This window comes from Tumebacillus amylolyticus (assembly GCF_016722965.1).
Taxonomy (GTDB): Bacteria; Bacillota; Bacilli; order Tumebacillales; family Tumebacillaceae; genus Tumebacillus; species Tumebacillus amylolyticus.
In genome coordinates this window covers 181,860-196,152 of record NZ_JAEQNB010000007.1, presented here as the reverse complement: position 1 = coordinate 196,152, position 14,293 = coordinate 181,860, and the positions used below count along the sequence as shown (strand labels likewise).

The window sequence follows — 14,293 nt, the reverse complement described above, 5'->3', positions numbered from 1 at the left end:
AAGCACCTTCGACAAGGTCGGGCAACGTGTGTTGTGTATTCACACCGGAAGTTAATATACCATATCGTGCGCCATCTGTGCAAGACTTCCCAACAAAAAAACAACCAAGCCGCGCGTGCCGTGGCTTTGGTTGCTTTTTTATTGGCTCGGCGGCGTAGCAATCGCCTTCAACACAGCTGCCGGATCGCCCTTGAGCGGCAGGTCGTACACACCCGCTCGTATCGGGTTCGTGGACGTGTTGCGCAGATTGATCAACTGGTTGCCGTCCTCCAGCACCCCGGAGGCTTGCAATAGACGAGCCACGTCCGTCGTGCCCATACCGGGTTGGATGTAGACATGCACGGTCTGCACCGGCGACGGTTTCGCGGCCAACTCCGTCTCTTTTTGCTTCGCGCCTTCGTCATGTGCGGTTTGCAAGCGCGTCTGCAGCTCGTCCTGGGCAAGCACCACCATCCCGGCTTTCTCGGCTTCTGCTTTCCAATCGGCTGCAGCTTGCGGGGTTGCGGGGGCTGACGAACTTGCGTTCACGGGAATCAGCGCGGAGCCAACGCCAAACACAAGCGTGGCGACCACGAGACCTGCGCCAAGGCCGAACAAGAGGCTGCGGCTCTCCATCAGCGCTCCTCCTCCCGCTTCACCAAACCCAACACGAGTCGGATCTCCCCGATGCCGATGCCCGTCTCACGAGCGATCTGCGGCTCGGCAAGACCACGGTTCGCCAGTTCTACGACTTTGGTGTATTTCTCATTGACCAAAAAGCCCGGAACCTTGGGCTGTTCTGCCGCTTGAGGTTCCGTTCCGGGGACGACCGCACTGTCTGTGGTTGCAGCCGCGGCAAGGGCTGGCACAAGTGCCTGCGAAGCCACGAGTTGCTCCAACTCCTGTACGCGTTGATCCAGAGCTTGAATCACGTTCTGTTGTGCCGCCAACTGCTCTCGCGTCTCTCGTTCCAGATTGGAAAACGAGTCGAGGATGCGGCCGTTCTCCCGCTCCAGTTCGTTCATAAACTCATCGAACGTATTCTTCAACTCTTGATCGACGGCTGAAGAAGGAAGCGTTGCGGCGGGAACGACAGAAGACCCGGCGGAGGTGGACTTCGCACGGGTCAAGGCGAACAGAACGATGACGACACCAACTAAAGCGACGTAGAGATACAATTGGTTCATCGAACGTCCTTCCTTACATTTTAATGTCCAAGCGGTGTCCCTTGAAGGGATGCGGAGCTTGGGCGGACTCCGGTTCTCCGGCAGAAGCTCGCCTGCCCTTGCGTGGGTCGGGTCCCGGCCCCTTCTGTCGGTCGCGCCATTGGGCGCGGTCTTTGTCTTCCGCTTCGCCCACCGTTTGATCGTTCACAATCGTCTGCTGGGTTAACTGCTCTCCGTCCATCGCATTTTGCAACGAAGCTTGATTCTGTTGAATCTGCTGGTTGCGACTGTTGTCGAGGGTACGGGGCAACGCGACTTGCAACTCCACGGCTTTCAAAGACATGACGACTCTCCCCCTTCAGGGTGTTGCGCCTGACTAGAAACGCGAAGATGTGATCTCGCCGTCCGAGATGCCGTAGACAACCGGACCGCGTTGCGGGTCGCGCAGGTAGGTGACCTGTTGGCCCAACGTGAGTTTCACCCCGGCGTACGCTACATCCGTGACAAAGACTTTGGCGTTGCGCGTATCGAGCAAGATCACTTCGATCTCTGAGCGGCGATACATCAACTCTTCCTCTTCATGCTGGTAGTGTTCGTAGGTATGGGTGAGGTTCTGACGTAGAGCTTCTTTTTCCGGCGGAAGTTGGTTGCCCACTCCTGCCATGTTGTCAAGAAGTGCGAGCGCTTTCTTGGTTTTGTCCACATGCAAGTAGAGTTCTTTTAATCGAACTTGCAACTCTTGCATCTCGGTGCGCAGATGTGGATGCACCCCGACTTCGATCTCCGTCGGTGTCGCCATCGGTGAACCGAGTGTTCTCGTGCGTACTTCTTCCCCTGCACGCACCAAACCACCGACGATAACCGATTTTTGCGCTTCCATCAACACGTGGCGTCCTGCCGAGATGTGACAATGCATGATCGAGTCACGGACGATGACATCAAGGCCCGCCTCCACGTTCGCCCCTTGCATGAAGCGTGAACGCACCGTGCCAGATGCTTTGATCAAGCCCTTGCTTCGCATCTGCACACCGCCTCGGATGAGGATGTCTCCCCCCGCTTCCAAGATCGCCCCATCGACAAATCCAGCAACTTCGATATCCCCTGCTGCGACGATCTTAAAGCCCGGCAACACGCTGCCGTTGACTTTAACATTGCCCAAAAAGTCGATGTTTCCGACGGAGAAGTCTACATCGCCTTTGACTTCGAACACGTTAAACACGTTGATCTTGCTCTCGCGCGGGTTGTAGGATACATGACCGTCTGCATCGGCCAACAAATTGAGGGTGTCTTCGGAGATGGTGGTGTTCTTGCCCGCCGGGAGACGTACGTCTCGACCCGGTTTTGCCATCAGAGCTGCTCCACCTACCCCAACCCCTTGAATGCCTTCGGTAGCCGGTGTCTTTCTCGCCAAGAGCTGGCCTTTGAGAACCGTATTGACGACCCCAAGGTTGTAAAAGTCGACTCGACCGTCCTCCAACATACGCGGGCTCTGCTCGGACTCGTTGTTGATCATGATCTCGATCGAAGCATTCTCGCCGTTGATCGGCTCCTTGCCCATCGCGATCTTGGTCTTGCCTCCGATATAAGCACGCGGATTCATAACAAGTTGCTGACACGAGACCATGTCTACACCATAGGAGACACCGTTCTGCCGCAAATGATCCACCAGACAATCATAGTTCAGTGCCGGTAGTTCCTGTTCTTCCAACAGGGTTTCGCTCAAACTCAAAGAGGCGGCCAACCCGCCCTGATCAATGGTTACCTTCGAGTTCTTTGCCCACCAACTCATCTCTTCTTGTCTAGTCGCCATCGTAACACCCCCTGATCGATCCCCAGACTCACGCTCTCAGTTCTTTTTTTCTGCGGCTCAAGGCGCCCCGTAAACGGTAGATCGCCTTGGTGTGCAGTTGAGACACCCGTGAAGAGGACAACTCCAATATCTCTGCAATTTCTTTGAAAGTAAACTCTTCATAGTAGTGCAACGTGACCACAAGTCGTTCCTTTTCAGGCAATCGATCCAACACACCGGTCAAGATCGCTTGAACATCTGCACGTTCCAACTCGACATGAGGTTGGAGAGCGTTGCTGTCTACAATCGTATCTGCGACCTTTAGGTCACTGCCCGGATCGTCGTTTGAAAGCATACCGTCAAGCGACACCAAAGGCGACACCGAGAGCTCGTACAACACATTTTGAAATTCCGCGACACTCACGCCTAAGCGCTCTGCGATCTCCTCGTCCTTGGCCGATCGGAGATTGCGATGCTCCAACTCAGCATAAGCCGATTCAATCTCCTTCGCCTTGGCACGAAGCGAACGCGGAACCCAATCCAGACTGCGGAGGCCGTCCAAAACGGCCCCGCGAATCCGATGGGTGGCAAATGTCTGGAATTCATATCCACGAGCTGGATCAAATCGTGTAACGGCATCAAGGAGACCGAGCGTTCCCATCCCAATGAGGTCGTCCGTGTTGATAGGACCGTTCCAATGACTTGTCATTTTACGAACTACTTTGTGTACCAGTGGAAGATGCGCCAGAACCAGAGCATCCCGCGACTGCTTGTCTCGATGTTGGCCGTATTGGGTCCACAGGTCCGTCTGCTCTTTGAACGAATGATTCAGCTCCTGCATCTCCACTCACCACCTTCTACTAATCGTCGAGATGACGCAACGCTTCTGCCAATTTCTCCGGGTCGATCTCCTCGAACTTGTCCTTCGAGGATGCTGCATTCGGATTCCAAGGCACGAAATCGGCGGAAAGGCCTTCATCGTCCTCCGCTTCAGCACCCGAAGTTGACTTCGTTCCTTTTTTGGATGGATGTTCCGGGAGCAACAAATCCAGATGCTTCCCGATGAACTCATCCTGTTTCTGTTCCTTGGAAACAAGAAACGTTTGCAAAGCAAGCCGTATGATATAGCCTAGGAAAAAAGCACCAAAAAGTCCGACGGCCCCGCGCAAGACACTTGTCATCACGGTGTTTCCCGCCATGAGACTCAATCCGCCTGTGAAGAAAAACCCCACAACGCCAAACGCGACCGCAAGTCCAAGTTCTGCTTGCTTCTGTTTGTTGGTATTCATTACAGTGTGCTGACTCCTTGCTTAGCCGTACGAATAACCAGAGAACCGTCTGCGGAAAATAACTCGATCGTGCGACCACAATTTCCACCCGTATCCTCTGCCACGACTGGAATCGTGTTCAGGCGAAGCGCCTCTTTGACCGCTTCGACGTTGCGCGGACCGATGCGCATCAGATCGCTCTGTCCGGCGAACGTGAACATCTGCGCGCCACCCGCGAGTTTTGCGGACAAGCGGCGTCTGTTCGCCCCTTTTTTCTCCATCATTTCGATCAGGAGGGGCACGGCGGTGTTGGCATACTTGGCACGATTCGTCTCATTGGCATTGGCTGAGGTCGGAAGCATGATGTGCGCCAGCCCCGTGACCTTGGTCTGGGAATCGTACAAAGCGATCCCCACACAAGATCCAAGTCCGGTCGTTCGCAACGAATCCTCCCCATCCGCCACGTTCAAGTCGGCCATCCCCACTCTGATTACAGTCATTGGAGTTCCACCCCTAATGACTCGAACAGAATCGACACAGAACCCGGGTCAGGCAACATGAAGAAGTGGCCTTCGATGTTGCGCTCCCCTTGAACAAATTCCGTGTCCACAAGCAGGGCAAAATCGGCGCCGAGTTGAACCAACCCGATGCTCAAAATTGCGCCCGCCATGTCAACGGCAATCGCCGGCGGTGTCGGGGACATTTCTTTTTTCGTGAAATCCGCAAGAGACGAAAGATAGGAACCTGCGAGGATGTTGCCGATCTCTTGCAAAGCGGAGATCTCCATCTCAGAAAACTCATCCGGTTCTGCGGAGCCCATGTTGCCGATCAGATCGGTGACCAGGCGTTTCGCACTCTCGACTTGCAGCAGGAAAAAGATACTGCCCGGAATGTCCCCCTCAACGCGTAGGAAGATCCCGATGACAAACTTCTCAGAGCCGCCGACAATCTCGGAGATCTCTTCGAATCCGACAACGGAGACGCGCGGTACGTTCATTTGAATCTCCGAGCCAAGCAACTTGGAGAGTGCCGTAGCCGCATGTCCTGCGCCAATGTTTCCGACTTCGCGCAGGACGCTCAGTTGAAATTCGCCTAAGTTACGAATTTCTTCGCTCATGTCGACTACCTCTCCATCGAGGACATCGCTTGAATCTCTTCGTTGCTCAGGACTTTATCCAAGTTCAGCATGATCAGCAGACGATCAGACAGTTTCGCCACACCGCGCAGATACGCTTTGTTGATACCGCCAACAACCGCCGGGGGCTGCTCGATTTTGTTTACCGGAATGTCGATGACATCGTTCGCCGCATCTACGATCAAGCCCACTTCCATGTCATCAACCGCAACGATGATGATACGAGTGGTGTCGGTGTAGTTCTCTTCGCCGAGATCAAAACGGGATTTCAGGTCGATGACCGGAGTCACGATCCCACGCAGGTTGATGACGCCCTTGACGAACTCCGGGGTGCGCGGAACGCGGGTGATTTTTTGCATATGTTCGATCGAGCGAACTTGGTTAACTTCCACACCGTACTCTTCATCTTCCAAACGGAAGACGATTACCTTGACTTCTTCTACGATATCTTTGTGCTCCAACATGCCAATTCCCCCTCCTCAAAATAACTCCCAACGATTATTGAATCAGTGCGTTGCAGTCCATGATCAGCGCCACTTGGCCGTCGCCGAGGATCGTAGCACCCGAGATGGCGAACACACCGCCGGTCAGGTACTTGCCAAGCGATTTGAGGACCACTTCCTGTTGCCCGATAAAGGCATCCACAACGAGAGCGGCCATCTTGTCACCCTTGCGGACGATGACAACGTTCTCTTCTTCGAGCCCAAGCGGCTCCGGACGCGGAATGGAGAAGAGGTCTTCGAGAGACAGCAGCGGAACGACGCGTCCGCGGAAGTCGATCACAGCTTGTTTGTGAACACGCTTGATGTCAGCTTTGTTGATAATCGCCGTCTCGATGATCGAGCTGAGCGGAATCGCATATTTCTCATCGGAAATCTGTACGAGCATCGCTTGAATGATCGACAGGGTCAGCGGCAATTGAATGCTGAACTTGGTGCCTTTGCCCGGTGTAGACTGCACCAGGACGCGACCGCCAAGTGATTCAATCTTGGTCTTGACGACATCGAGACCGACACCGCGACCGGACACGTCCGAAATTTTCTCTGCCGTGGAGAAGCCGGAATGGAACAGCAGATCGTACACTTGTTGGTCTGTCATGCTCTCAGCGGCGAACTGGTCGACAATGCCCTTTTCGATCGCTTTCTTCAAGACGCCGTTGCGGTTGATGCCGTTGCCATCATCCGTAATTTCGATGAAGACATGGTTGCCGGAGTGGAAAGCCACCAGTTCGACGAGGCCGGTTTCGTCCTTGCCATTCGCGCGGCGAGTTTCCGGGTTCTCAAGACCATGGTCGAGCGAGTTGCGTAGCAAGTGAACCAGCGGATCGCCGATTTCGTCGATAACCGTGCGGTCGAGTTCAGTTTCTTGACCACGAACGACGAAATTGACTTTCTTATTCAGGTCGCGCGCTAGGTCGCGAACCATGCGCGGGAAGCGGTTGAAGACGGTCTCAACCGGAACCATGCGGATCGTCATGACGATGTTCTGCAAGTCGGTGGAGATACGGCTCATGTGCTCGACCGTTTCATACAAGCTTTGGTTGCCCAGTTCACGAGCGATCTGTTCGAGGCGAGTACGGTCGATAACCAACTCCGAGAACAAGTTGATCAGGACGTCGAGACGCTCGATGTCAACGCGAACCGACTTGCCAAGTTGCGGCTTCTTGATGTCCTGCGCCGCTGCTTTCGGAGCTTCTGCAACCGGAGCTGCCACAACAGCCGCTGCAGCCGTTTGTTGGACCGCTTCGACGATCGGTTCCATTTGGCTCGCCACTTGTTGAGCGACCGAGTCAGCCGGAGACTGATGTACGTCGATGGCCGTGACTTCCACCGTTGCAACTTCCGAGACGTTCAAACCCGTTTTACGGACTTTTTCGATATCTTCTTGTGTGACAAGGACGAGCATGAATTCATTCTCGAACTTCTCTTCTTCAAGATCTTCGACGCGCGGCTCTGACTTGATGATCTCGCCGACACGCTCGTAGGCGTCAAACACCATGTAGGCACGTGCTGCGCGCATGACGCATTTTTCTTCGAGGCGAACGATGATCTTGTACCCGTTAAAGCCCTTCTCCTTCGATTGCTGGAGAATGGTCGATTCGTACTCGTTGAGGTCAACATCGTCTGCTTGCGGGGCCGGAGCTGAATCAGTGGAAACAGCGGTGGGAGTGCTTGCAGCCGCGACCGGAGCCGGTTTGCCGGATGCAATCGCTTTGAGTTGTTCCACGAGGGAGTCAACGTTGACACCTGCATCTGTGCCGGTTTCGATGATTTGGTTAAGTTGGGTTTCCAAAACGTCAACACAGCTGAACAGCACGTCCATGACGATCTGCGTAACGGCGAGTTTGCCGTTGCGCATCAGATCCAGACCGTTCTCCATATCGTGCGTCAGGTGCGCCATCTTCTCAAACCCCATCGTAGCCGCCATCCCTTTCAGCGTGTGAGCCGAACGGAAAATGACATTGACGATGTCGAGGGATTGCGGGTTTTGCTCTAAAGCCAGCAGGTTCTCGTTAATCGCCTGCAAATGCTCTTTTGACTCTTCAATGAACATATCCAAATATTGATTCATGTCCATGTCTGACACCTCCTAGCAATTCCAAGGCTTCGTGAGTTCGTCCGCGATGCGGTCCAACGGGGCGATGATGTCAACGCAACCCTTGGCGATCGCCGTGCGCGGCATTCCAAAAACAACGCATGATTCCTGTGCTTCCGCGATCGTGCGACCGCCTTGGTCTTTGATTTTCACCATGCCGTTTGCGCCATCTCCGCCCATTCCCGTCAGGATCGCAGCTCGTACTCGAACACCGCGAAGCTCTGCCAGCGAGTCATACATGATGTCAACAGCGGGACGATGACCGCTAACCGGCGGTTCTTGATTCAAACGAATGACATAAGTGCCGGGCGACTTTTCCATGATACGCATGTGGTAATCGCCCGGAGCGATATACACATGACCCTCTTCCAATACTTGTCCGTCGTGCGCTTCATGGACACTGACGAGACAGAGATGGTCGAGGCGTTGTGCTAATGATCGGGTAAAGCCCGCCGGCATGTGTTGAACTACCACGACGGCGGCCGGCAGAGACGCCGGCAGATGTGAGAGAACCATCTGCAAAGCACGCGGCCCGCCAGTGGACGTACCGATTGCCAGAATCTCCTCGACGCGCTTGGCCGTTCTCATTGGCTTTGGCGGTGCGGGAGTTGGCTTCGGTTGCGGTCTAAAGTACTTCGTGCTCTGAACGACTTGTTCCTTTTTTGCCGCTGCCTTAATTTTATGAATCAGATCCTGACCGACCTTCGCCAAATCAAGCGAGATCGACCCGGATGGTTTTCCCACAAAATCGAACGCGCCCAATTCCAAGGCTTTGATCGTCGCATCTGCACCTTCTTGGGTGAGGGAGGAAAGCATGATGGTCGGCAGTTTGAACTTGCGCCAGATCATCGGCAATGCTTCCAGCCCGTTGAGCACCGGCATCTCAATATCAAGCGTCAAGACATCCGGTTTCAAGTGCGGGATCAATTCGAGCGCTTCCTGACCGTTCTTAGCTGTTCCTACTACGATGATTTCAGGGTCCGACTTGAGAATGTCGCTGATGATGCGACGCATAAGTGCTGAATCGTCACAGACGAGAACTTGAATCGGCTTCATCCCGGTCATTCATCCTTTGGTTCGAAATTTATCGAAACAGTCGTACCATTCGATGTAAAAACTGTTTCATCCCCTTGGGAGGTGCATCCAGTGCCGCTTCTCCGTGGAGCTGCGCTTGAATCAATTGTTTCAGACTTCGGGATGCCGTGGTATCCGGGTGCGCGATGAAAAAGGGCACTTGTTGTTTGACCGATTTGGTCACGTTCGGATCATCCGGAAGGATGCCCAGCATCGGAATCTTGAGATTCAGGAAGCGCTCGGCCACGAGGCTGATCTTGTCTGCCGCTTCCCGACCTTCTCCGGCCGTCTGCGCTCGATTGACCAACAATCTCATGTTGGCGTCCGGATCGCGGTTGACGACCATCTTGATCAGCGCGTACGCATCGGTGATCGATGTCGGTTCCGGCGTCAGGACGACGTAAATCTCGTCGGCCGCCAAAATCAACCGCAGGGATTGTGCATTCAACCCTGCCCCCGTGTCGATCAGCACATAGTCTGCGTATCCCTGCAACAGGCCTAACTGTTCAACCAGATAATCGAATTGCTCCGGTTGCAGGTCAAGTAAGTCTTGAAATCCGGAGCCGCCGGCGATGAACTTGATATCCATCGGACCCGTCTCCAAGATGTCCCACAAGGTGGCTTGCTTGCGGATCAATTCGGCCAAGGTAAGTTTGGGCTTAACCCCCATCAGCACATCGATGTTGGCAAACCCGACGTCCGCATCGAGGATGACGACTTTCTTCCCCTGTTCCGCCAATGCAAGCGCGTAGTTCAGAGTGAAGTTCGACTTGCCGACGCCTCCCTTGCCGCTGGAGATCGTGATCACCCGCGTGTTACGACCGGACGAATCGCGGTTGGCTTGAGCGACCATCGTACGCAAACGCTGTGCCTGATCATGCATCGGACTTCTCTCCCACCAACAGACTTGCTACTTTCTGGACAGATGCAAGTTCGATGTCATCCGGTACCGTCTGACCTGTGGTCAGGTAGGAAAGCGAGATACCGTGGCGAGCGACCAAGTTGTAGATGGAGCCGTAACTTGTGGTTTCGTCCGCCTTTGTGAACAGGAACTTCTGAATCGGCACCTGATCAAAATTCTCCACGATGTCCGATAGATCGGACGACTTGGACGTCAGGGCCAGCACCAAGAAAGTCTCATCCGGAGAGAGCGCCTGAAGAAACGGGTTCAACTCTCGCACGTTCAGCCGGTTGTGGTAGTTTCGACCCGCCGTATCTACGAGAATCAAGTCATAGTCGGCGAATCTCTCCATGGCGCGTTGCACGTCGTCGGGTGAGTAGCAGACTTCCAACGGAACGTTCAAGATCGTGGCATAAGTGCGCAATTGCTCCACTGCTGCGATCCGGTACGTATCCGTGGTGATCAGTCCAACTCGCCTGCCGTACGTCAACACTTGCCCGGCCGCAAGCTTCGCAATCGTTGTGGTTTTGCCGACACCGGTCGGTCCCATGAACGAAGCGACACGGGTAGTTGGAGCGATCGGCGACGGTTCACCGGCTTTCTCCAACTCCTTACGTATTAATTTTGTCAAAATACCTCGAAATTCCTGCTCACTGATGTCCTGAACTTCCTGAAACTCGCGAATTCCTCGTTCAATCAGCTCATCAACCAGTTCTTCTTCGACATTATTTGCCAAAAGTTGTTTGCGAACGCGGGAAACGGACTCAGGCAACATCTTGGTGTCGTTGGCGTTGATGAGACTGCGGATCAATTTTCGCAAGTCTTGAACTTCCTTGAGCACCTGTGTGTCGTCTTCCTTCTCGGAAGTCATGACCACAGTCGAGGCAGGAGCCGGCGGCGGAGCAGACACGGCGGCTTGAAACGCCGCCACAGCCGCAACAGGCTCCGGCACCTCCTGGGGAACAAAAGGTGCAGAGGGCTCCAATGTCGCGGTTGCTCCACCGGATTGCGGGCGAGTCTGTTGCTGATAAGCCCCCATCGCAAAGTTTCGCGGCATGGTCGCAGCTGCCGGACGTTCCTCCGTTTTTTCCTCGTTGGCCGCCGCCACCACTTCGATTTGTGTCTTGCTGAACAGACCGAGAAACCCTCGACTTTGAATCTTCTTGGTCGAGAGAATCACCGCGTCCTTGCCGAGGTCTTCGCGGATCATCGCGACAGCTTCCGGCATTTCCTTGACCACATAGCGTTTGACGAGCATTACAGGTTCACCACCCCTCCGCTTTGAACATCAACGGTCGTATCGAGTTCATTAAAGGAAAGCACCGCCACGTCCGGCAAGACGCGCTCAATCAGTTTGCGCACATGCATGCGGGTATTCGGCGAGGTGAGCAGGAGCGGCGGATGTCCAAGGTTCGTCACCACCTGCACCTGTTCGGCCAACTTCTGATAGATCTGTTGAGAAACGCGCGGATCGAGCGCCAAGTACGTACCTTGGTCCGAACCTTGGATGTTGTCGAGCAACAGTTTCTCCACATTCGGGCTCAGCGTGATCACTTTGAGCGGACCGCCGCCGGCTTTGTATTGATTCGTAATCTGACGTGAAAGCGCTTGGCGGACATACTCGGTCAAAATGTCTGTATCCTTGGTATACCCAACATAGTCGGCCAAAGCCTCCAGAATTGTGACGAGGTCACGGATGGAAACTTTTTCACGCAACAGATTGATAAGTACTTTTTGCACTTCACCGATCGACATCTGGTTCGGTACAACCTCATCAACCAACGCCGGGTAGGTTTCACGCAGCGAATCGATGAGCTGCTTGGTCTCTTGGCGTCCCAGCAGTTCGCTGGCATGTTTGCGGAGGACTTCTGTAAGGTGCGTGGCCACGACAGACGGCGGATCAACCACGGTGTAGCCGGAGAACTCCGCCTGTTCGCGCATGTTGTCCGCAACCCAGAGCGCCGGTAAACCGAACGCAGGTTCCTTGGTCGGAATCCCGACGATGTTCTCATCGTCGAAGCCCGGACTCATCGCGAGGTAGTGGTCAAGCAGCAGTTCGCCGCGTGCAACCTCGTTACCCTTGATCTTGATCACATACTCGTTCGGACGCAGTTGGATGTTGTCACGGATGCGAATCACCGGCACAACCAATCCCATCTCCATCGCGAACTGGCGACGGATCATGATGACGCGGTCGAGCAAGTCGCCGCCTTGGTTGACGTCAGCTAACGGAATCAGCGCATACCCAAACTCGAATTCGATTGGATCAACTTGGATCAACGAGATGACGCTTTCCGGACTGCGTACCTCTTCGTTTTTGTTCTCCTCGACTTGTTCAAGTTCTCGGATGGTTTCCAATTTCATGGAGCGCTGCATTTGGAAGCCGCCGTATGCGATCAATCCGGCAACCGGCCAAGTCTTGAGGACGCCGATCGGAGTGAACACGCCCATCATGGCAATGACGCCCCCGACGATGAAGAGCATTTTCGGGTACGCGAGCAACTGCTTGGAGATGTCGTCGGACAAGTTATTGTCGGAAGCGGCTCGAGTCACGACGAGACCGGTTGCCGTCGAAATCAACAGCGCCGGAATCTGCGAGACAAGACCATCACCGACCGAGAGGATCGTGTAATTCTGCATCGCTTGTGTCGCAGATTCACCACGCATCGCCACGCCGATGACAAAACCGGCGATGATGTTGATCGCTACGATAATCATCCCGGCGATGGCGTCCCCTTTGACAAACTTCGAGGCACCATCCATTGCTCCGTAGAAGTCGGCTTCGCGTGCAATCTTCGTACGTTTCTCTCGTGCTTCTTTTTCATTCAACAGACCTGCGTTCAAGTCCGCATCGATGGAGATCTGCTTACCCGGCATCGCGTCCAAGGTGAAGCGGGCCGCAACTTCCGCCACGCGCTCCGAACCTTTGGTAATAACGATAAATTGGATAATGACGAGAATAAGGAACACGATAAAACCGACGACCGCGTTCCCACCGATAACGAATGTCCCGAAGGTGTGGATGACATCCCCCGCTTCTCCGGAGGAGAGGATCGAGCGCGTCGACGACACGTTCAGAGCCAATCGAAACAGCGTAGTCAAGAGCAACAAGGACGGGAAGATCGCAAAATCAAGCGGTTCCTTGGTATTCATCGCCACGAGCAAAATCGTCAAGGCGATGCTCAAGTTGATGATCAACAAAAAGTCCAGCAAAAAAGTAGGCATAGGGATGACCATCATGACGACAATTCCGATGACAGCCCCGATTACACCTAAGTCCTTGAGTTTCAACTCCGGTCCCTCCTACCTACACCTTGCCTTTTAGTCTGTATACATACGCGAGCACTTCGGCAACCGCTTGGAACAGTTCTCCCGGGACGGCATCCCCGATCTCGACCGTTCTGTAGAGCGTTTGCGCCAGTGGGCGGTTTTCGACGCAGATCACGTTGTTGTCGCGGGCGACTTTTTTGATCCGTTGGGCGGTTTCATCGACACCTTTGGCGATCACCTGCGGAGATTCCATGTTATTCGGGTCATATTTGAGAGCGATCGCAAAGTGCGTCGGGTTGGTAATGACCACATCGGCCTTCGGAACGTCGGCCATCATGCGACGCATCGCCATGGCACGCTGGCGCTCTTTGATCTTGCCCTTGACTTCCGGGCTCCCCTCCTGCTGCTTGTACTCTTCTTTGATTTCTTGCTTGGACATCTTGAGTCCGCGTTCGAAATCGAAGCGTTGGTAGAGCAGATCGGCGACCGCGAGTGCCAACATCGCAAAGCCGACTTTCCAGAAGATTCCGTAGACCAGAGAGCTGACGACAGTGAGCATATCTACCACGCCCATATCCCCCAGCTGTGAAACCCGTTGCCAATCACCCATCAATTCGCTGTAAACGATGAATCCGATAACAGCCATTTTTAAAATCGATTTCAAAAGCTCGACGAACGTGCGCGCCGAGAAGATGCGTTTGAACCCCTCGATCGGGTTGATCTTGTTGAAGTCAGGCATCAGAGGCTTCAACGTAAACAGTGTTCCCACTTGTAGATAAGAAGTGAAAGCACCGATGACCATCACAACGCCGGCAATCGGCAAGATGAGCTTGGCCAAGAGTAGCAGCATTTGCAAAAATAACGGAATGACCGATTGATCAGTAATTTGCGTGTACAACCCGGTGGTGAGATTCAATTGGAACATGTGCGTCAACTGGTCGATGTAGTACCCGGACAGCAGTTTGAGCGTGAAGAGACCACTGAGAAGGACAGCCGCTTGTCCAAATTCCTGACTGCGGGCGACTTGCCCCTTTTTTCTGGCATCTCCGCGTTTTTTGGAGGTTGGCTTCTCAGTCTTCTCGCCCGAGAAAAACTGGAGATTCAGACGAATCATGT

General features: G+C 54.1%; 15 protein-coding genes. All 15 read right to left on the bottom strand.

The features are described 5' to 3' along the window. Positions 1-138: 138 nt before the first annotated feature. Genes JJB07_RS20300 through flhB form a run of 15 tightly spaced genes read right to left on the bottom strand, consistent with a single transcriptional unit; the run spans position 139 to position 14,291 of the window. Entirely contained in the window at positions 139-615 is a 477-nt protein-coding gene (locus JJB07_RS20300) for an MltG/YceG/YrrL family protein (protein WP_201637936.1), read from the bottom strand. Then, a complete protein-coding gene (locus tag JJB07_RS20295) occupies positions 615-1,166 on the bottom strand; it encodes a DUF6115 domain-containing protein (protein ID WP_201637935.1) in 552 nt (183 codons plus the stop codon). Before JJB07_RS20295 ends, JJB07_RS20300 begins: the two co-directional genes overlap by 1 nt. A 13-nt stretch (positions 1,167-1,179) precedes the next feature. Continuing rightward, complete coding sequence (locus JJB07_RS20290) at positions 1,180-1,488, bottom strand: hypothetical protein (RefSeq protein ID WP_201637979.1); 309 nt, start codon at positions 1,486-1,488, stop codon at positions 1,180-1,182. A gap of 33 nt (positions 1,489-1,521) precedes the next feature. Next, positions 1,522-2,955 carry a flagellar assembly protein A gene (locus tag JJB07_RS20285; RefSeq protein WP_201637934.1) on the bottom strand — a complete coding sequence of 478 codons (1,434 nt, stop codon included), beginning with the start codon at positions 2,953-2,955 and terminating at the stop codon, positions 1,522-1,524. A 28-nt stretch (positions 2,956-2,983) separates the two neighbouring features. Then, positions 2,984-3,775 carry a sigma-70 family RNA polymerase sigma factor gene (locus JJB07_RS20280; RefSeq protein WP_201637933.1) on the bottom strand — a complete coding sequence of 264 codons (792 nt, stop codon included), beginning with the start codon at positions 3,773-3,775 and terminating at the stop codon, positions 2,984-2,986. A gap of 19 nt (positions 3,776-3,794) precedes the next feature. Continuing rightward, on the bottom strand, positions 3,795-4,223 hold the full coding sequence (locus JJB07_RS20275; RefSeq protein ID WP_201637932.1) for a hypothetical protein: 429 nt from the start codon (positions 4,221-4,223) through the stop codon (positions 3,795-3,797). Further along, positions 4,223-4,702 (bottom strand): chemotaxis protein CheD, encoded by a 480-nt coding sequence (locus JJB07_RS20270; RefSeq protein ID WP_201637931.1) that lies wholly within the window; start codon positions 4,700-4,702, stop codon positions 4,223-4,225. The genes JJB07_RS20275 and JJB07_RS20270 overlap by 1 nt, the downstream gene beginning before the upstream one ends. Continuing rightward, the gene (locus JJB07_RS20265) at positions 4,699-5,319 is read right to left on the bottom strand and encodes a chemotaxis protein CheC (RefSeq protein WP_201637930.1); all 621 of its coding nucleotides are present in this window, start codon (positions 5,317-5,319) and stop codon (positions 4,699-4,701) included. The genes JJB07_RS20270 and JJB07_RS20265 overlap by 4 nt, the downstream gene beginning before the upstream one ends. A gap of 5 nt (positions 5,320-5,324) precedes the next feature. After that, the gene (locus JJB07_RS20260; protein ID WP_201637929.1) at positions 5,325-5,801 is read right to left on the bottom strand and encodes a chemotaxis protein CheW; all 477 of its coding nucleotides are present in this window, start codon (positions 5,799-5,801) and stop codon (positions 5,325-5,327) included. 34 nt (positions 5,802-5,835) lie between these two features. After that, complete coding sequence (locus JJB07_RS20255; RefSeq protein WP_201637928.1) at positions 5,836-7,914, bottom strand: chemotaxis protein CheA; 2,079 nt, start codon at positions 7,912-7,914, stop codon at positions 5,836-5,838. Between the two features lie 12 nt (positions 7,915-7,926). Continuing rightward, the gene (locus JJB07_RS20250) at positions 7,927-8,988 is read right to left on the bottom strand and encodes a protein-glutamate methylesterase/protein-glutamine glutaminase (RefSeq protein WP_201637927.1); all 1,062 of its coding nucleotides are present in this window, start codon (positions 8,986-8,988) and stop codon (positions 7,927-7,929) included. A 28-nt stretch (positions 8,989-9,016) separates the two neighbouring features. Further along, positions 9,017-9,889, bottom strand: coding sequence for a MinD/ParA family protein (locus JJB07_RS20245; RefSeq protein WP_201637926.1), 873 nt, complete (start codon positions 9,887-9,889; stop codon positions 9,017-9,019). Further along, entirely contained in the window at positions 9,882-11,165 is a 1,284-nt protein-coding gene (gene flhF, locus JJB07_RS20240) for a flagellar biosynthesis GTPase FlhF (RefSeq protein ID WP_201637925.1), read from the bottom strand. The genes JJB07_RS20245 and flhF overlap by 8 nt, the downstream gene beginning before the upstream one ends. Then, a complete protein-coding gene (gene flhA / locus JJB07_RS20235) occupies positions 11,165-13,198 on the bottom strand; it encodes a flagellar biosynthesis protein FlhA (RefSeq protein ID WP_201637924.1) in 2,034 nt (677 codons plus the stop codon). Before flhA ends, flhF begins: the two co-directional genes overlap by 1 nt. A gap of 16 nt (positions 13,199-13,214) precedes the next feature. Then, entirely contained in the window at positions 13,215-14,291 is a 1,077-nt protein-coding gene (flhB, locus tag JJB07_RS20230; protein ID WP_201637923.1) for a flagellar biosynthesis protein FlhB, read from the bottom strand. Positions 14,292-14,293: the final 2 nt, after the last annotated feature.